This is a genomic window from Bradyrhizobium sp. MI1.10 (genome assembly GCF_055811035.1).
This window is the reverse complement of record NZ_JBVVPN010000001.1, coordinates 350,913-368,051: the sequence shown is the minus strand read 5'-3', so window position 1 is coordinate 368,051 and position 17,139 is coordinate 350,913. Positions and strand designations below refer to the sequence as shown.

Annotated in this window: 17 protein-coding genes; 12 read left to right on the top strand and 5 right to left on the bottom strand. The window is 65.7% G+C overall.

Annotation, left to right across the window (positions count from 1 at the left end):
• The first annotated feature begins 324 nt into the window (after positions 1 to 324).
• Together AC0L3K_RS01645 and pncA are read left to right on the top strand one after the other, a co-directional pair.
• Positions 325 to 1,266 (top strand): hypothetical protein, encoded by a 942-nt coding sequence (locus tag AC0L3K_RS01645; RefSeq protein ID WP_219681933.1) that lies wholly within the window; start codon positions 325 to 327, stop codon positions 1,264 to 1,266.
• Between the two features lie 271 nt (positions 1,267 to 1,537).
• Positions 1,538 to 2,260 (top strand): bifunctional nicotinamidase/pyrazinamidase, encoded by a 723-nt coding sequence (gene pncA, locus AC0L3K_RS01640; RefSeq protein ID WP_219681965.1) that lies wholly within the window; start codon positions 1,538 to 1,540, stop codon positions 2,258 to 2,260.
• Positions 2,261 to 2,402: 142 nt separating this feature from the next.
• On the opposite strand, the gene grpE is transcribed toward pncA, so the two are convergent.
• Positions 2,403 to 3,017, bottom strand: coding sequence for a nucleotide exchange factor GrpE (grpE, locus tag AC0L3K_RS01635; protein ID WP_275168934.1), 615 nt, complete (start codon positions 3,015 to 3,017; stop codon positions 2,403 to 2,405).
• A gap of 96 nt (positions 3,018 to 3,113) precedes the next feature.
• Positions 3,114 to 4,202: a heat-inducible transcriptional repressor HrcA gene (hrcA, locus tag AC0L3K_RS01630; RefSeq protein ID WP_007598483.1), complete on the bottom strand. Its 1,089-nt coding sequence runs from the start codon at positions 4,200 to 4,202 to the stop codon at positions 3,114 to 3,116.
• Between the two features lie 181 nt (positions 4,203 to 4,383).
• Here hrcA and rph point away from each other — a divergent pair, with 181 nt between their 5' ends.
• Genes rph through hemW form a run of 3 tightly spaced genes read left to right on the top strand, consistent with a single transcriptional unit; the run spans position 4,384 to position 6,885 of the window.
• Positions 4,384 to 5,097, top strand: coding sequence for a ribonuclease PH (rph, locus tag AC0L3K_RS01625; RefSeq protein ID WP_007598482.1), 714 nt, complete (start codon positions 4,384 to 4,386; stop codon positions 5,095 to 5,097).
• A gap of 11 nt (positions 5,098 to 5,108) precedes the next feature.
• Positions 5,109 to 5,744 carry an RdgB/HAM1 family non-canonical purine NTP pyrophosphatase gene (gene rdgB / locus AC0L3K_RS01620; protein WP_354200296.1) on the top strand — a complete coding sequence of 212 codons (636 nt, stop codon included), beginning with the start codon at positions 5,109 to 5,111 and terminating at the stop codon, positions 5,742 to 5,744.
• Positions 5,731 to 6,885: a radical SAM family heme chaperone HemW gene (gene hemW / locus AC0L3K_RS01615; protein WP_354171993.1), complete on the top strand. Its 1,155-nt coding sequence runs from the start codon at positions 5,731 to 5,733 to the stop codon at positions 6,883 to 6,885. Before rdgB ends, hemW begins: the two co-directional genes overlap by 14 nt.
• 121 nt (positions 6,886 to 7,006) lie before the next feature.
• On the opposite strand, the gene AC0L3K_RS01610 is transcribed toward hemW, so the two are convergent.
• A complete protein-coding gene (locus AC0L3K_RS01610) occupies positions 7,007 to 8,260 on the bottom strand; it encodes a penicillin-binding protein activator (RefSeq protein WP_473365413.1) in 1,254 nt (417 codons plus the stop codon).
• A gap of 349 nt (positions 8,261 to 8,609) precedes the next feature.
• Here AC0L3K_RS01610 and rsmI point away from each other — a divergent pair, with 349 nt between their 5' ends.
• From rsmI to AC0L3K_RS01575, 7 genes are all read left to right on the top strand, one after another.
• Entirely contained in the window at positions 8,610 to 9,560 is a 951-nt protein-coding gene (gene rsmI, locus AC0L3K_RS01605) for a 16S rRNA (cytidine(1402)-2'-O)-methyltransferase (protein WP_219681937.1), read from the top strand.
• Complete coding sequence (locus AC0L3K_RS01600) at positions 9,547 to 9,948, top strand: YraN family protein (protein ID WP_007598474.1); 402 nt, start codon at positions 9,547 to 9,549, stop codon at positions 9,946 to 9,948. Before rsmI ends, AC0L3K_RS01600 begins: the two co-directional genes overlap by 14 nt.
• A 10-nt stretch (positions 9,949 to 9,958) precedes the next feature.
• Positions 9,959 to 10,903 carry a glutathione synthase gene (gene gshB, locus AC0L3K_RS01595; RefSeq protein ID WP_007598473.1) on the top strand — a complete coding sequence of 315 codons (945 nt, stop codon included), beginning with the start codon at positions 9,959 to 9,961 and terminating at the stop codon, positions 10,901 to 10,903.
• Between the two features lie 446 nt (positions 10,904 to 11,349).
• Positions 11,350 to 12,153, top strand: a complete 804-nt coding sequence (gene cpaB, locus AC0L3K_RS01590) for a Flp pilus assembly protein CpaB (RefSeq protein WP_007598472.1) — start codon at positions 11,350 to 11,352, stop codon at positions 12,151 to 12,153.
• Positions 12,154 to 12,163: 10 nt separating this feature from the next.
• Positions 12,164 to 13,681: a type II and III secretion system protein family protein gene (locus AC0L3K_RS01585; RefSeq protein ID WP_354200389.1), complete on the top strand. Its 1,518-nt coding sequence runs from the start codon at positions 12,164 to 12,166 to the stop codon at positions 13,679 to 13,681.
• A gap of 67 nt (positions 13,682 to 13,748) precedes the next feature.
• The gene (locus tag AC0L3K_RS01580; protein ID WP_473365412.1) at positions 13,749 to 14,483 is read left to right on the top strand and encodes a CpaD family pilus assembly protein; all 735 of its coding nucleotides are present in this window, start codon (positions 13,749 to 13,751) and stop codon (positions 14,481 to 14,483) included.
• Positions 14,480 to 15,769: a CpaE/TadZ family protein gene (locus AC0L3K_RS01575; protein ID WP_354172003.1), complete on the top strand. Its 1,290-nt coding sequence runs from the start codon at positions 14,480 to 14,482 to the stop codon at positions 15,767 to 15,769. The genes AC0L3K_RS01580 and AC0L3K_RS01575 overlap by 4 nt, the downstream gene beginning before the upstream one ends.
• Before the next feature lie 230 nt (positions 15,770 to 15,999).
• Here the strand turns inward: AC0L3K_RS01575 and AC0L3K_RS01570 are convergent, their stop codons facing one another.
• Both AC0L3K_RS01570 and AC0L3K_RS01565 read right to left on the bottom strand, forming a co-directional pair.
• Entirely contained in the window at positions 16,000 to 16,785 is a 786-nt protein-coding gene (locus AC0L3K_RS01570; protein ID WP_354200294.1) for a tetratricopeptide repeat protein, read from the bottom strand.
• An 80-nt stretch (positions 16,786 to 16,865) separates the two neighbouring features.
• A complete protein-coding gene (locus tag AC0L3K_RS01565; protein ID WP_007598461.1) occupies positions 16,866 to 17,111 on the bottom strand; it encodes a PilZ domain-containing protein in 246 nt (81 codons plus the stop codon).
• Positions 17,112 to 17,139 lie beyond the last annotated feature (28 nt).

Here is a 17,139-nt window from a genome sequence, read left to right as displayed (position 1 = left end):
CAAACATTCGCGATATTGCGATGGTTGGGGGTCATATAGGAGGGGGGGAGGTGCCTGCAAGGACCGAACGCAAGTTTCGGCCGTGAAAACATTGGGTTTTGGAAGAACATATCCGGGCTGCACCGCCCTTGCGGGTGAGGAAATATTAACAGGTCCCGCGATCGGCCCGCATCCGTCACAGCATCCCGCCCCGCCCTGTTGCGGCCAGACCAAAACCGCTAAAAGGCGGGCAGCCGGCCGGGCTCGTCATCAGGCCGCCTCGCGCGACAAAACGGCCGGCCGGCCACCATCGAACGGCCTCAATGTGAACCAATCAGAGTGCCCATGAAGCTGATCCGCCCCCTCGCCGCGCTCGTCCTCCTCGTCGCCTCTGCGCTTCCGGCTCTGGCTGCCGACGCCGTTTTCCCACCTGGCTTGCGCCTCGGCATGGTGCCATTGGTCGGCCTTAACACGGCCAAGACTTTTCCCGGCTTCGAGAGCGAGGACGGCAGCGTCAAGGTGCTGATCACAGAGCTGCCGCCGGCGGCCTATGGCGAGGTCGTGAGCGCCTTCAACTCCAATCCGGCCGGAGCCAACGGCGTCAAGCAGGACAAGATCGAGACGCCCGCGGGACTTGCCTATTTCACCACCGAGAGCGGCAAGGCCGGCGAGACCCCGGTGCGGCGCTATTCGATGATCGTGCCGGGCGCCGGCTTCTCCGGCTATGTCGCGGTGCAGATTCCCGAGAATGCGGTCAAGATCTACACCGACGAGGCGGTGCGGCAGATGTTTGCGAGCGTCGTCACCCGCAAGCAGGTCTCGGCCGACGAGCAGATCGCGCTGATGCCGTTCAAGATCACCGATCTCGCCGACTTCAAGGACGTTCGCACGCTGGCGCCGGGCTCGAGCATCATCCTGGCCGACGGCGACGAGAGCTCCGGCTATGAATCGAAGCCGTTCATCATCCTCGGCGTGATCGGCGCCACCCCGCAAGCCGCCGACGACCGCGCCCGCTTCGCCCAGGAGGCGGCGCTCCAGATCCCCGGCGTGCGCGAGTCGCGCGTCACCATGTCCGAGCCGATCCGCATCAGCGGCCAGCAGGGGTTCGAGACCCGGATCGACGGCGTCAGCGGCAAGGACAAGACGCCGGTGACCGTGGTGCAGTGGATCCGCTTCAGCAGCGGCGGCGCCTCGCTGCGCATCATCGCCAGCGCCCCGCGCGAGCAATGGCCGACTGCCTTCACCCGCTTCCGCGCGGTCCGCGACGGCATCCAGCCAAAGGGCTAGCAGCATCTGCGCATGAGATGCGCTCCCTCCCCCGCTTGCGGGGGGCTGGGGAGAGGGTGTCGCCGCAAGGGGACAATCCCCCAGAGGATAGAACCCTCACCCGCCGCGCTCTACGAGCGCAGCGACCTCTCCCGCAAGCGGGCGAGGTGCACCGAACCCGCGGCTCAAGCCCAACGACTCACCAAAGCCGGCTGCATTTTCGGGCTTCTGTTCGTATACGAACGGAACTAGGCTCCCCTTCCGTTGAGTTCATCCTGGAGGGAGGCGAATGATGCTGGATCGGCGACAAGTCTTGGCAGCGCTCGGGACGAGCGCGCTCGTGGCGCTCGCGCCAACCGCAATTCTGGCAGCGGCATCGATCAAGCCGGACGATGCATCCGCGCTGCTCGTGATCGACGTGCAGAACTGCTTCCTGCCCGGCGGCAGCCTCGCCGTGAAGGAAGGCGAGCAGGTGGTGCCCGTCATCAACAAGATCTCGAAAGCATTTTCGAACGTGGTGATGACGCAGGACTGGCACACGCAAGGCCATGTTTCCTTTGCGTCAGTCCACGCCGGGAAGAAGCCGTTCGAGACCGTCGATCTTCCCTACGGCAAGCAGGTGCTGTGGCCGGACCATTGCGTGCAGGGCACCGATGGCGCCGCGCTGTCGAAAGACCTTGCGATCCCGCAGGCCGAGCTCATCATCCGCAAGGGTTTTCACAAGGACGTCGACAGCTATTCGGCCTTCCTCGAAGCCGACGGCAAGACCTCGACCGGCCTTGCCGGCTATCTTAAGGCCCGCAAGATCAAGCGCGTCTTCGTAGTCGGGCTGGCGACGGATTTCTGCGTGGCCTGGACCGCGCTCGACGCGCGCAAGGCGGGCTTCGAGGTCTATGTGGTGGAAGACGCCTGCCGCGGCATCGACAATCAGGGTTCGCTCGCAAAAGCCTGGGCCGACATGGCCAAGGCCGGCGTGAAGCGGATTCAGTCCGCAGATATCGCCGCGAGCGCGTAAGAGACGCAACCGAACTGCTAGACCCTCATCCTGAGGAGCGCGCTTCTTGGCGCGCGTCTCGAAGGATGAAGGCCCCCGCTGCAGCAGCTCGGCCTGCATGGTTCGAGACGGCGCTGACGCGCCTCCTCACCATGAGGATCGATCAGTTCGCAGCGCCGTTCGGCTCGTTGCTGTTGGCGGGCGCGGCCTTGGCGCCGCCCTTGGCGACACCGACCAAGGCGGGACGCAGCACGCGCTCGCCGATGGTGTAGCCGGCCTGCATGACCTGCACGACGGTGCCCGCGGGTACCGACGCATCGGGCACCTCGAACATCGCCTGCTGGAAGTTCGGGTCGAACTTCTGGCCCAAGGGATCGAACTTCTTCACGCCGTGTTTTTCCAGCGCGCTCAGTAGCGAGCGCTCGGTCAGTTCGACGCCCTCGATCAGCGAGGCGAGGCCTGCATCGGCCGCCGCACGGGCTTCGGCCGGAACGGCATCGAGCGCGCGCTGGAGGTTGTCGGCGATGTCGAGCACGTCGCGGGCAAAGCCCGTGACGCCGTAGAGCTTGGAGTCAGCGACCTCCTTGGCGGTGCGCTTGCGCAGATTCTCCATCTCGGCCAGCGTCCGCAGCATGCGGTCGCGCGCCTCGGCGGCTTCCTTCTGCAGGAGCTCGACCGAGCCCGGCTCGGGATCGTCGGGCATGATGTAGGGTTTTGACACCACGGGCTCGCCGGCCGCAGCACTCGTGTCTTCGGGTTGCCGGTCTCGATCGGTCATCGGCTCTCTTTTCGCATTCGTCTCAGGGGGTTTCTGGCCCGCATATCGTGCTTCGGACGCCGAAAATCAAGCGCCCGTGATCGGGAGAGACGCAGGTCAGCCCCCCAGGAGCCGGCTGACGATGCGGGCAGCATAGTCCACGGTCGGGATCACACGGGCATAATTCAGCCGCGTCGGCCCGATCACGCCCAAAACGCCGACGATATGGCCGGCGGCATCCCGATAGGGCGAGATGATGGTGGACGAGCCCGACAGCGAGAACAGCTTGTTCTCACTGCCGATAAAGATCCGCACGCCTTCCGCAGTCTCGGCCCGCCCGAGCAGGTCGATGACCCCGCGCTTGGTCTCGAGATCGTCGAACAGCAGGCGAACGCGCTCGAGATCCTCCAGCGCATGCAAATCCTCGAGCAGATTGGCGTGGCCGCGGACGATGAGCTGGCGGTCCTCGTTCTCGCCGCCGGACCAGCTGGCGATGCCGGCCGAGATCACCTTGTGCGTCAGCTGATCGAGCTCGGTGCGCGCCTCTCCGAGCGCGGTTTCGAGCTCCAGCCGGGCCTCGGCCAGGGTCCGGCCCCGGATACGGGCATTGAGGAAGTTCCCGGCTTCGGTCAACGCCGAGGATGGAACCCCCGGTGGCAGCGTCAACACGCGGTTTTCGACCTGCCCGTCCTCGCCGACCAGGATCACCAATGCCTTTTCCGGTTCCAAGCGGACGAATTCGATATGTTTCAGCCGCGCATTGGATTTCGGCGTCAGCACGACGGCGGCTGCGCGGGTCAGGCCGGAGAGCCGCGTCAATGCCTCTTCGAGCGCAGCCTCCACCGATTGCGCGTGGCCGACGGAGGTCAACTGGCTCTGAATCGCCTGCCGTTCGCTGTCATTGAGATCGCCGACCTGCATCAGGGCATCGACGAAGAACCGCAGGCCGAGTTCCGTCGGCAACCGGCCGGCGGAGGTGTGCGGGGCGTAGATCAAGCCGAGCTGTTCCAGGTCGGCCATGACGTTGCGGACCGACGCGGGCGACAGCGGCATGGCGATCAGGCGCGAAATATTGCGTGAGCCCACCGGCTCCCCGGTCGCGAGATAGCTTTCGACGATTTGACGAAAGATGTCGCGAGAACGCTCGTTGAGCTGGGCGAGGCCCGCGCGCGGCGCGATCAGATGGATCGGATCGTGATGGGCCACAGACCGTAACTCCTCTCAGATACAGCTAATTTGTCTATCCCTGGGGCTTCTGACAAGCGTGGCGTTCGCGGATTGAAAATCCGGGGTGAATAAGGCCTCGATCTTCCCCCTTGCCGCCCACCCTCACCCAACCTACAAGCACCGCCAACAGCCCTTTTCCGAGAGTTTTGGAGGATTTCCCATGCGGCCAAGCCGCCGTGCGCCCGACGAATTGCGCCCCGTGACGCTGGAGCGCGGCGTGGTCAAATATGCGGAAGGCTCGTGCCTGGTGAAATTCGGCGACACCCACGTGCTGGTCACCGCCACGCTGGAAGACCGCCTGCCGCCATGGCTCAAGGGCCAGGGCCGCGGCTGGGTCACCGCCGAATACGGCATGCTGCCGCGCGCGACCTCGGAACGCACCCGCCGCGAGGCCTCCGCCGGAAAGCAGAGCGGCCGCACCGTCGAAATTCAGCGCCTGATCGGCCGCTCGCTTCGCACCATCATCAATCTCGAAGCACTCGGTGAGCGCCAGATCACGGTCGATTGCGACGTCCTCCAGGCCGACGGCGGCACCCGCACGGCCTCGATCACCGGTGCCTGGGTCGCGCTCGCCGATTGCGTCAGCTGGATGAAGGCGCGCAACATGGTCAAGGCCAACGTGTTGCGCGACAACGTCGCCGCGATCTCCTGCGGCATCTACAAGGGCACGCCCGTGCTCGACCTCGACTATGCCGAGGACTCCGAAGCCGATACCGACGCCAATTTCGTCATGACGGGCGATGGCCGCATCATCGAAGTCCAGGGCACCGCGGAACGCGAGCCGTTCACGGAAGCCGAGTTCCTGGCGTTGATGGCGCTTGCGCGCAAGGGCGTCGCGCGTCTCGTGGACTTGCAGAAACTGGCGGTAGCGTAGTCAATAGGCCGATGCATCGCCGAATCACCGGAAAGCTGGTCATCGCGACCCATAATCCCGGCAAGCTCGCCGAGATGAAGGAGCTGCTCGCGCCTTACGGCATCGATGCGGTGTCGGCCGGCGAGCTCGGCCTTGCCGAGCCGGACGAGACCGGAAACGATTTCCGCAGCAACGCCGCGATCAAGGCAATCGCGGCAGCGCAGGCGACGAAGCTTCCGTCTTTCGCCGATGATTCCGGCATCGTGGTCGACGCGCTCGACGGCGCGCCCGGCATCTACTCGGCGCGCTGGGCCGGGCCGAACAAGGATTTTGCCGCGGCGATGGCGCAGATCGAACGGCTGTTGCAGGAGCGCGGCGCGACCACGCCCGCCAAGCGCAAGGCCCATTTCGTTTCCGCGCTGTGCGTTGCATGGCCCGACGATCATCTCGAAGAGGTCGAGGCGCGCGTCGACGGCACGCTGGTGTGGCCGCCGCGCGGCACCGCCGGCTTTGGCTACGACCCGATATTTTTGCCCGACGGCCACAGCCGCACCTTCGGCGAAATGGAAAGCATCGAGAAGCACGGCCTGCCGCCGCTCGGTCTTGGCCTGTCGCACCGTGCCCGCGCCTTCGTGAAACTGGCGGAGATCTGCCTTGAGCCGCGCTAAGGAAGCCTTCGGCGTCTACGTGCACTGGCCGTTCTGCCTGTCGAAGTGCCCCTATTGCGACTTCAACAGTCATGTCCGTCACGCCGCGATCGACGAAGCGCGTTTTGCGTCAGCATTCGCGCGTGAGATCGCGACGACCGCCGAGCGCTCGCCCGGCCGCGAAGTCACCTCGATCTTTCTCGGCGGCGGCACGCCCTCGCTCATGCAGCCTGCAACCGTCGGCGCTGTGCTCGACGCCATCGGCAAGCACTGGACTGTAGCGAAAGACGTTGAAGTCACGCTGGAGGCAAACCCGACCAGCGTCGAGGCCACGCGCTTCGCCGGTTATCGCGCCGCCGGCGTCAATCGCGTCTCGCTCGGCGTGCAGGCGCTCGACGATGCCTCGCTGAAAGCGCTCGGCCGCATGCACAGCGCGCGCGAGGCCCTCGATGCCGTCGCCATCGCGCGCCGCTCGTTCGATCGTTATTCGTTCGACCTGATCTACGCCCGTCCCGACCAGACGCCGGCGATGTGGGCCGATGAATTGCGTCTCGCGATCGGCGAGGCGGCCGAGCATCTGTCGCTCTATCAATTGACGATCGAAGAAGGCACGCCGTTCTTCGGCCTGCATCAAGCCGGCAAGCTGAAGACGCCGGATGAAGCGGTCGCACGCGCGCTCTACGACGTCACACAGGAAACCTGCGACAAGCTCGGCCTGCCCGCCTACGAGATTTCAAATCACGCGCGGCGGGGCGCCGAGTGCCGGCACAATCTGGTCTACTGGCGCGGCGAGGAATATGCCGGCATCGGCCCCGGTGCCCATGGCCGGCTCGACATCGACGGCATCAGGCACGCGACCGCTACCGAGAAGCGTCCCGAAGCCTGGGTGATGCGGGTCGAGACCAACGGGCACGGCGTCGTCACCGACGATCTCCTCAACAGCGAAGAGCGCGCCGACGAATTTTTGCTGATGGGGTTGCGCCTCGTCGAGGGCATCGACCCCGAGCGCTACCGCGCGCTGTCAGGCCGCTCGCTCGATCCCAAGCGCATCACGCTGCTGCGCGAAGAAGGCGCGATCACGGTGGATGCAACGGGACGGCTGCGCGTGACCAGCAGCGGTTTTCCGGTGCTGGACGCGGTGGTCGCGGATCTGGCGGCGTAGCGAGCTGTCGTAGGGTGGGCAAAGCGAAGCGTGCCCACCATTTTTACCACATGTGCAGAAAGATGGTGGGCACGTCGCGCAAAGCGCGCCTTTGCCCACCCTACGGCACCGTCATCTTGAACTACGCCCCAAAACTCTTCGGCGAGCCCGCCACGGCCACGCCGCCGCCCGTCGTGACCTTCATCACCGCGAGGCCGCGCTCGTTGGTGCCGTCGGCGCGGAAGCGGAACAGGCCGTCAATGCCGGCAAAGCCGGACGGATTGGTGAGCACGTCGGATGAGAAGCGCGTCGTGCCTTGCGTGCGCGCCAGCGCGGCGACCAGGGCGACGGCGTCATAGGCGAGCGTCGCGGTGCGCACGGGCTCCGCGCCATATTTGGTGCGATAGCGGCCGGAGAAGGCGCGGAAGCCGGCCGGGTCCGGCGCGGCGTAGAGGCCGCCTTGCAAGTTGGAGCTGGCATAGACGCGCGGACTGTCCCACAGGCCGGTACCGAGCAGCTGGATATTGCGCAGATTCGCCCCCGCCGCGCTCATCGCATCGGCGACCGCGACGACGGCGTCGCCGTCATCGGCGATGAACAGCGCATCGGCGCTGCCGAGCTGCTGCGCAACGGTCCGGGCCGGCGTGGCGCGATCGGCGCCGTATTTCTCGAACGCGACGATGCGCCCGCCGCGGCGCGGCACGGCCGCCTTCACCGCGGCCTCGACCACGTTGCCATAGGCATTGTCGGGCACGAGCACGGCGACGGAGCGCTTTGCGATGCTGGCGGAATATTCGACGATGCGATTGACGTCGGACTCCGGCAGGAAGCTCAGCAGATAGACACCGCGGCCGGCAATGCTGGAATCGGTCGAGAACGCCATCACCGGGATCCCGCGCGTGCGCGCGATCTGCGCCACCGCAGGCACTGATTGCGCGAACAGCGGCCCCAGGATGATCTCGGCGCCCTCGTCCACCGCCTGCTGCGCACTCGCTTGCGCGCCCTGCGGGCTGCCATTGTCGTCCTTGATCAGGAGCTGGATGTTGGGATTCTGGAACTCGGCCAGCGCCATCTCGGCGGCGTTGCGCATCGACTGCGCGGCGAGGCCGGCATTGCCGGATGCCGAGAGCGGCAGGATCACGGCAACCTTCACCCCGCCGGTGCCGGCGGTCGTCGCCTGTTGCGGCGGGCCGGCCGGCTGGGCCGGAGGCGGGGAGGAGCTGCTGAACGGATTGGAGAACTGGCTCAGGCTCTGCTGCACGCCGGCGCAGGCCGACAGCAGCGGCGCGCCGAGCAACAAGCCGAGCGCGCTTCGCCGGGTCGCCCCTGACATCAGGGGCCCCTGAACGGGAGACTCCTCCGAAAAGGAAGATCTGGGATCACGTGGGCCCGTCATGACAGTTTCTCTTCCGACCGACCGTCGCCAGCCGGTCACGACATTCTTTCCACGACACCGGCCATGGATTCAGGCATATTGTCGGCAAATAGTTAACTCAAACAAAAGGATAATGCCCGCTTAACGCGGCTTCCTCTCAAGTTCTGCTAGCTGTCCGCCGTCCGTCACCCAGCATCAAGGCGGCGTTTCCGCCACGAATATGGCGCTGACGCTTCATTCCCTGCGGTATGTGATGCCGAATGGATCACATTCCAGTCCTTCCTCGCCCCTTGTCGCCCCTTGCCCAGGCACGATCTTTTTTCGGGGACCGGTTCCCAGCTCCGGGGATCATGCCTAAGTTCGTTTGATTATGCGCGCAAAGCCGTCCCCGATAAATACACCCGAGATCACGGAGCCCGCCTCGCGCGGTTTCTCCATCGACGCCCATCGGCTTGTCGCGCCGAAGGCCGCGTCGGGCCTGCACCTGGTCGCGACCCCCATCGGCAATCTCGGCGACATCACGCTGCGGGCGCTGCAGACCCTCGCCGGGGTCGATGTCATCGCCTGCGAGGACACCCGCATCACGCGGCGTTTGACCGAGCGCTACGACATCTCCGCGCAGCTCAAGCAATATCACGAGCACAATGCGGAAGCGGCCCGTCCGAAGATCCTGGAACGGCTGTCGCAGGGCGGCTCGATCGCGCTGGTGTCGGATGCCGGCACGCCGCTGATCTCGGACCCCGGCTACAAGCTGGTGCGCGAGGTCTGCGCCGCCGGCCACGCGGTCTACGCGCTCCCCGGTCCGTCCTCGGTGCTGGCGGCGCTGTCGGTCGCCGCGCTGCCGACCGACCGCTTCTTTTTCGAAGGGTTTTTGCCGGCCAAATCGGCGGCGCGACGATCTCGCCTGACTGAGCTTGCGCGCATCGATGCGACGCTGGTGATGTTCGATTCCGGCAACCGCGTGCAGGACACGCTCGCCGAGCTTGCCGAGATCATGGGGAGCCGCGAAGCCGCGATCTGCCGCGAGCTGACGAAACTGCACGAGCAGATTTCGCGCGCCACGTTGCGTGAGCTCGCGCGCGGCGCCGACACGCTGGAGACGCGCGGAGAATTCGTGCTGGTGATCGCTCCGCCTGCGGCGGATGCCGAGATGCTGACATCGGATGCGCTCGACGGTGTCCTGCGCGAGCAGCTCGCCGCGAACAGCGTCAAGGATGCGGTGGCGCATGCGGTCGCGCTCTCGGGCCGGCCGCGCCGCGATGTCTATGCCCGCGCGCTCGAGCTTGCCAAGGAGTTGCGGGGCGGCGATGGCGAAGGCTGAGGTCCCGACGGAACCGAAAATCGCCTCGCCCGAGCGCGTCGCCGCGTTTCGCACCGGCATCTCCGCGGAAAGCCGCGCCGCGGCCTATCTCATGGCCAAGGGCTACCGCATCCTCGCCAAACGTTACCGCACGCCGCATGGCGAGATCGACATCGTGGCGCGCCGCCGCAATTTGATCGCCTTCGTCGAGGTCAAGGCGCGCGCGACGCTGGACGACGCCGCCTTCGCGGTGACGCCGCGCCAGCAGCAGCGCATCATCGATGCCGCGCAAGGCTGGCTCGTCGCGCATCCCGAGCATGCGGAATTTGAAATGCGATTCGATGCCATGCTGATTGCGCCGCGGTCACTTCCACGCCATGTGTTGGCGGCATTCGACGCCTCGACCTGAAAGGCAGACCATGAAACTGAACGTCGCCGTCCAGATGGACCCCATCGCCCGCATCAACATCAAGGGCGATTCCACCTTTGCGCTGCTCCTGGAGGCGCAGAAGCGCGGCCACGGCCTGTCCTATTACACGCCCGACAAGCTCTCGATGGTCGGCGAGGAGATCGTCGCTCCGGTTCAGCTCCTCACCGTGCGCGACGAGCCCGGCAATCATTTCACCCTGGGCGAACCCAGGCGCGAGGCGCTCAACGGCTTCGACGTGGTGCTGCTCCGCCAGGATCCGCCGTTCGACCTCGCCTATATCACCTCGACGCACCTTCTCGAACGCATCCATCCGAAGACGCTCGTCGTCAACGACCCCGCCTCGGTGCGCAACGCGCCGGAAAAGCTGTTCGTGATGAACTTCCCGCAGCTGATGCCGCCGACGCTGATCTCGCGCGACCTCGACGAGATCAACGCGTTTCGCGACAAGCATGGCGCCGTCGTGATGAAGCCCTTGCACGGCCATGGCGGCGCGGCGGTGTTCCGCGTGATGCCGCAGGACATGAATTTCGGCTCGCTGTTCGACATGTTCTCGGTGACCTTCAAGGAAGCCTGGGTGATCCAGCAGTTCATCCCCGAGGTCAAGCACGGCGACAAGCGCATCATCCTGATCAACGGCGAGTTCGCCGGCGCGGTGAATCGCGTGCCGGCCGCCGACGACCTCCGCTCCAACATGGTGCGCGGCGGCGCAGCGCAGGAGACCGAGCTTACGCCGCGCGAGCGCGAGATCTGCGCCACCGTGGGCCCGGCGCTGCGCGAGCGCGGGCTGTTGTTCGTCGGCATCGACGTCATCAACGGCAATCTCACCGAGATCAACGTGACCTCGCCGACCGGCATCCGCGCCATCGCGCGGCTCGGCGGACCGGACGTTGCCGCAAAGCTCTGGGACGTGATCGAGCAGAAGCGGGCGAGGTAGGCATCGGCTTGTAGCCTCAATGTCGTCCTGGCGAAAGCCAGGACCCATTACCCCGGCTGCCAGTTTGACGAACATCGAAGCGATCACCTCCTTAACAACTCATCGCGGTGGTAATGGGTCCTGGCTTTCGCCAGGACGACAGCGGTGATGTGGCGCGTTGTTTCCATCTCACTGCATGCCGGCACCAAGCATCACCCCACCCATCACTAACCACCCATTCACCACGACGCGGCGGCGCATCGTTCGAATGCATGGGCCGCGACTGCGTGAAACTACGGGGCCAGTGGCCGACCGGCTAACGCGACGTTCACCATCTGCCGAAAGACCACAGCGCGGCCGTCGATCACATTCGGCCTCGCAACACCGCTTATACTTTTACTGCCTACTCATCGACACGGGGAACCCGCCAGGTGCGGTTCGAGTGCCCCGCGTAAGAGTAGAAGCGTATGAACACCGCACGCATTGTCGTTCTCGTCATCGCACTGGGCGCCGGCGGCGTCGCTGCGTATCTGGCGAGCGGCTATGACAACAAGCCCGCGCCCGTTCTTCCTGTCGCCGAAAAGCTGCCGACGGTCGAGGTCCTGGTCGCCAAGAACGACATCCAGCTCGGTCAGGCCGTGAAGCCCGAGGACCTGCAATGGCAGGTCTGGCCGGCGGCGACCGCGAGCAGCGCCTTCATCCGCCGCGACAACAGGCCCGAGGCGCAGATCCAGATCGCAGGCTCGATCGCACGCGTGCCGTTGATGCAGGGCGAGCCGATCCGCGAGCAGAAGCTGGTCAAGGCCGACGGCTCCGGCTTCATGGCCGCGATCCTGCCGTCGGGCATGCGCGCGGTCTCCACCGAGATTTCAGCCGAGACTGCCGCCGGCGGCTTCATCCTGCCGAATGACCGCGTCGACATCGTGCTGACCCGCCGCTTGAAGAATCCTGACGGGGCCGGCGGTAACGACCTCATCCTGTCCGAAGCGATCCTGACCAATATCCGCGTGCTCGCGATCGACCAGGCGCCGAAGGAAAAGGACGGCCAGAACGCCGTCGTCGGCAGGACCGTCACGCTCGAGCTCAAACCCGACCAGGTCGCCGCGCTATCGGCAGCGCGCCAGGGCGGCACGCTGACACTCGCGCTGCGCAGCATCGTCGATGCCAACTCGGTCGACAGTACGCCCGAGGACCAGGCGAGCAAGCGGTCCGCCGGGATCAACGTGATCCGCTACGGCGTACAGGCGCGGCAACTGACGTCACAGAAGTGATGGGGACATGATGAACTACGGGGATGATCGGACGGGCATGCGCATTCGGGGGAATTGCGCGCGCTCGTTCTGGACGGGGACGATGCTGATCCTGGGGCTCCTCGCAGCCCCCGATGTCGTCAGCGCTGCAGAAGCGCCGGTCGGCGACCAGGCGCCGATGCAGGCAGCGGATCTCGATGTGTCGCCGGTCGGGACGATCGTGCCGGCGAAGACGCGCTTCCTGTCGCTCGGCGTCGGCAAGTCCGCCGTCATCGACCTGCCGCGCGACGTCAAGGACGTGCTGGTCGCCGATCCCAAGATCGCCAATGCCGTGATCCGCTCGGCCCAACGCGCCTATATCATCGGCGGACAGGTCGGCCAGACCAACGTCGTGTTCTTCGCTGCCGACGGCCAGCAGGTGGCCGCCTACGACATCGCGGTGAAGCGCGATCTCAACGGCATGCGCACGGCGCTGCGTCAGGCGCTGCCGGGCGTGCAGATCGAAGGCGTCGGCGACAGCGTGATGCTGACCGGCTCGGTGTCTAGCCCGGTCGAGGCCCAGCAGGCCGGCGACGTCGCCGCCAAACTGGTCGGCGGCTCCGAGAAGGTGGTCAACAACATCGTCGTGCGCGGCCGCGACCAGGTGATGCTCAAGGTCGTCGTCGGCGAAGTGCGCCGCGATATCGTCAAGCAGCTGGGCGTCGATCTCAGTGCCAGCCTGAACGCCGGCACCGCGGTGGTGAACTTCAACAATTCCAACCCGTTCTCGGTCAGCGGCGGACCGATCGTCAGCAACAACGGATTAGGTGTGGCCGGCATCACCAAGGGCTTCGCGACCGTCAGCGCCACGATGCGCGCGATGGAAAGCGCCGGTGTCATGCGCACGCTCGCCGAGCCGAGCCTGACCGCGATCTCCGGCGAATCCGCCACCTTCATCGCCGGCGGCGAATTCCCCATTCCGTCGGGCTACGCCTGCGATCCCGTCACCCACGTTTGTACCACCCAGATCACCTACAAGAAGTTCGGCATCTCCCTGAACTTTACCCCCGTCGTACTGAGCGAGGGCCGGATCAGCCTGCGCGTGATGACCGAGGTGTCGGAGCTGTCGAACCAGAGCGCCATCACGGTGACCCAGGCGCTGTCCTCGAGCTCGAGCAACTCGATCACCATCCCCTCGATCCAGACCCGCCGCGCCGAAACGACGCTGGAAATTCCCTCGGGCGGTTCGATGGCGATGGCCGGCCTGATCCAGCAGCAGACCAAACAGGCGATCAACGGCCTGCCTGGCGTCGACCAGGTGCCGATCATCGGTGCGCTGTTCCGCAGCCAGGACTTCGTCAACAACGAGACCGAGCTGATGGTGATCGTGACGCCCTATGTGGTGCGCGCGGTGGCTCAGAAGGAACTGTCCCGGCCCGACGACGGCTTCGCGCCGGCCTCTGACGCCCAGACGGCGCTGCTCGGCCGCATGAACCGCCTCTATGGCATCGCGCGCCGCGTCGATCCGATCGCGGGCACGCCCGGTGATTTCGGCTTCATCATCGACTGATGACGAACGGACGACTTGGGGCAAGCGGCAGAGACGGGCGAGAGACGGGGCACGAGGGGATGAAGCGATGACGAAGACCATGGCCGATCGACGTCGCAGGTTGAGCGTCGCGCTGGCGCTGACGGGGCTCTCCGTCATGTTGGGCGCCTGCAACACCACCGGCGAGATCGTCACCCAGACGGTGCCGACCGACTATCGCCAGCGTCACCCGATCGCGGTCGAGGAAGCCAAGAAGTCGATCGTGATCTTCGTCGGCAAGGCTCGCGGCGGCCTCTCGGCCGCGCAGCACGCGGACGTCGCCGGCATTGCCCGGGACTGGGTGCGCGAAGGCACCGGCTCGGTCGTCGTCGACGTCCCCGTCAACGCCGCGAATTCGCGCGCGGCGGCAGCGACCTATCACGAGATCCGTTCCGTGCTCGCATCCGTCGGCGTGCCCTCGCGTGCCATCGTCCAGCATCCGTATCGGCCGGAGGATCCCGGACTACTGCCCACCATCCGCCTGAGCTATTCCCGGATCGCCGCAGTCGCCGGCCCCTGCGGGCTGTGGCCGGAAGATATCGGCCCCTCCATCCTCGACCCCGGCTACAACGAGAACCAGCCCTATTTCAATCTGGGCTGCGCCAGCCAGCGCAACCTCGCGGCAATGATCGACAATCCAGCCGACCTCGAGCAGCCGCGGTCCGAGACGCCAGCCTATAACGCACGGCGTGATATCGCCTTCGAGCGCTATCGCAAGGGCATGCCGATCGCGACCACCAATTCAGACGCCGACAAGGCCAAACTCAGCGATACAGGCAGATGACACGCGTCCACGACGAAGAAGCGGACGATCCGCAGCACCCCGAGGAACACATTGCGCCGGTTCCTCGCATCTCCGTGCAGGCCTTTTGCGAGACCGAGCAGACGCTCGCCGCGGTGACCGCGGCCGGGCAGGATCGCCGTCTCGCCAAGGCGCATCTCACCGCCAAGGACGGCGGCCTCGCGGCGGCCATCGAAGTCTATGAAACGATGCCGACGCCGAACGTCATCGTGATCGAATCCGACGGCACGCGCGACATTCTCGAGGGCCTCGACGACCTCGCCGGCGTCTGCGATCCCGGCACTCGTGTGGTGGTGATCGGCAATCCCAGCGACACCGCGCCTTATCGCGAGCTGGTCCGCCGCGGCGTCAACGACTATGTGGTGGGACCGGTCGAAACGCTCGACGTCGTCCGCTCGATCTGCAGCCTGTTCTCGGCGTCCGAAACCATTATCACCGGCCGTGTCATCGCGGTGGTCGGCGCCAAGGGCGGTGTCGGTGCCTCTACCGTCGCGCACAATGTGGCCTGGACCATCGCCCGCGACCTCGCGCTCGATTCCGTCGTGATCGATCTCGACCTCGCCTTCGGCACTGCAGGTCTCGACTACAACCAGGACCCGGTACAGGGCATCGCCAATGCCGTGCTGTCGCAGGATCGGCCGGACACGGCCCTGATGGAGCGCCTGCTCTCCAAATGCACCGAGCGTCTTAGCCTGCTTGCTGCGCCTGCCACGCTTGACCGCGTCTACGATTTCGGCGCGGAGGCCTTTGACGCGGTGTTCGACACGCTACGCATGACAACGCCCTGCATCGTGCTCGACGTTCCCCACCAATGGTCGGGCTGGACGCGGCGTGCGCTGGTCAACGCGGACGACATCGTCATCGTGGCCGAGCCCGATCTTGCGAACCTGCGCAACACCAAGAACATGCTGAACGTGTTGAAGGCGGCGCGGCCGAACGACCGGCCACCGCTCTACTGCATCAACCAGGTCGGCATGCCCAAGCGGGCGGAGATCGAGGTCAAGGCATTCGCCAAGACCATGGAGAGCCAGCCGATCGCGGTGATCCCGTTCGATTCGAAGCTGTTCTCGACCGCGGCCAACAATGGCCAGATGATCGCGGAGGTCTCCAAGAGCCACCGCACCACCGAGCTGTTCCAGAACGTGGCGAACCGCCTCGCCGGGCGGGGCGAGGTGAAGAAGCCGAAGCGCTCGCTGCTCGGGCCGCTGTTGAAGAAGCTGAAGGGCAGGTCGGGGCGCGCGTCAGCCCCGCATCGCAAGGCGTCGTAGGGACAAGAGCTGAGCTCTCTCCGTTCCCTCCCCCCTTGTGGGGGAGGGGCAGGGAGGGGGGTGCTACACGGGGACTCTTTCCGTCGCGCAGCCAATCGATGCATCGTCACCAATCAGCACTTTTTCCTGGGCTACCCCTCTCCCTAGCCCTCCCCCACAAGGGGGGAGGGAACGCACCTCCCTCGGTGCGCTCGGCGAGGCTCAATCTGTCGAGCTCAGGAATGAGCGGGTTACTTCTCCGCCCGCTGCTGCTTCTTCACCAGCAACTGCCGCAGCGCCGTGACTTTTGCCGCCGCTTGATCCGGCGGCAGGTCCGCCTTCACGATGGTTTCGGCCTCGGCCTGCTTTCCTTCCAGTCCCAGCACGAGCGCGAGATTGGCGCGCACCCGGAGATCGGCGGGATTGCGCTCGTGCGCGCGGCGCATCGTTTCCTCTGCCCGCGGCAGATTGTTCTGCAGCATGTAGGACAGTCCGAGATTGGACAGCACCGACGGTTCGTCCGGCACGATTTTCAGTGCGGCGGCGTAGTATTGCTGCGCCTCCTCGTTGCGACCGAGCTGATCGAGCGCGGCGCCCTGCGCCGACAGGATATGCCAGTCGGGATCCTCGGGCGAATGCGCGCGACCGAGGACGTCGAACGCCTGCTGGAAACTGCCGCTGTCGGCGAGCGCGCGGCCATAGCCGGCGAGCAGCGCCTTGTTGCTGGAATGGGCGAGCACGGCCTGCTCCAGCACCGCGAGCGCCTGCGCGCGCTGGCCGGTCTGGCGCAACGCCTTGCCATATTCGAGCGCGACGTTGGGATCGCCAGGCTTGGCGCGATAGCGCTCGCGCAGCGCGTCCATGTCCGGCCTCACGTCTGGCTTGGCCTCGGCCCTGACAGCCGAGTCCGACTTTCCGCCGAGCGCGCCGGTGATGTCCTCGATGCCGGTGGTCTGACAGCCGCCCAGGGCCAGGATCAGAAGCGCGGAAAACAGATATCTCGCCGGAGGAGAGGCGACGGACAAACGCTTGGACATACTCTGATCACTCGGCGACTGATCAGAGATGCTTACCGATTAACGCTAAAGTCCCGTTAAGGCGGGGCGCTTCCGAAAGCTCAGTCGGTGAATTCAGCGCCGAACTCGCAGCCGATGCGCCAGCGCAGGCGGCACTGCCGGGAATAGTCGGGCGCGAAGATGATGGTGAATTGCGGCGGCACTTCCAGAAATTCCGCCACCACTTTCACGCCGCCATCCGAAATATCCGTGATCGTGCAGTCCCGCGGCAGCGAACCCGCGCCAAAATGAATCTTGGCGAGCCGCGTGCACATCCGTCGTTCGCTTCTCCGGCGATTTGCAAGCATCTGAATTGTTCACCCGTTAGACCACGGC

Excerpts from the sequence above, each read along its gene's own strand:
- AC0L3K_RS01645 (WP_219681933.1), top strand. The coding sequence starts at position 325 with ATGAAGCTGATCCGCCCCCTCGCCGCGCTCGTCCTCCTCGTCGCCTCT.
- AC0L3K_RS01580 (WP_473365412.1), top strand. The coding sequence starts at position 13,749 with ATGACGAAGACCATGGCCGATCGACGTCGCAGGTTGAGCGTCGCGCTG.
- rdgB (WP_354200296.1), top strand. The coding sequence starts at position 5,109 with ATGCATCGCCGAATCACCGGAAAGCTGGTCATCGCGACCCATAATCCC.
- AC0L3K_RS01575 (WP_354172003.1), top strand. The coding sequence starts at position 14,480 with ATGACACGCGTCCACGACGAAGAAGCGGACGATCCGCAGCACCCCGAG.
- AC0L3K_RS01570 (WP_354200294.1), bottom strand. The coding sequence starts at position 16,785 with ATGTCCAAGCGTTTGTCCGTCGCCTCTCCTCCGGCGAGATATCTGTTT.
- grpE (WP_275168934.1), bottom strand. The coding sequence starts at position 3,017 with ATGACCGATCGAGACCGGCAACCCGAAGACACGAGTGCTGCGGCCGGC.
- gshB (WP_007598473.1), top strand. The coding sequence starts at position 9,959 with ATGAAACTGAACGTCGCCGTCCAGATGGACCCCATCGCCCGCATCAAC.
- pncA (WP_219681965.1), top strand. The coding sequence starts at position 1,538 with ATGCTGGATCGGCGACAAGTCTTGGCAGCGCTCGGGACGAGCGCGCTC.
- AC0L3K_RS01600 (WP_007598474.1), top strand. The coding sequence starts at position 9,547 with ATGGCGAAGGCTGAGGTCCCGACGGAACCGAAAATCGCCTCGCCCGAG.
- cpaB (WP_007598472.1), top strand. The coding sequence starts at position 11,350 with ATGAACACCGCACGCATTGTCGTTCTCGTCATCGCACTGGGCGCCGGC.
- rsmI (WP_219681937.1), top strand. The coding sequence starts at position 8,610 with ATGCGCGCAAAGCCGTCCCCGATAAATACACCCGAGATCACGGAGCCC.
- AC0L3K_RS01565 (WP_007598461.1), bottom strand. The coding sequence starts at position 17,111 with ATGCTTGCAAATCGCCGGAGAAGCGAACGACGGATGTGCACGCGGCTC.
- rph (WP_007598482.1), top strand. The coding sequence starts at position 4,384 with ATGCGGCCAAGCCGCCGTGCGCCCGACGAATTGCGCCCCGTGACGCTG.
- AC0L3K_RS01585 (WP_354200389.1), top strand. The coding sequence starts at position 12,164 with ATGAACTACGGGGATGATCGGACGGGCATGCGCATTCGGGGGAATTGC.
- AC0L3K_RS01610 (WP_473365413.1), bottom strand. The coding sequence starts at position 8,260 with ATGACGGGCCCACGTGATCCCAGATCTTCCTTTTCGGAGGAGTCTCCC.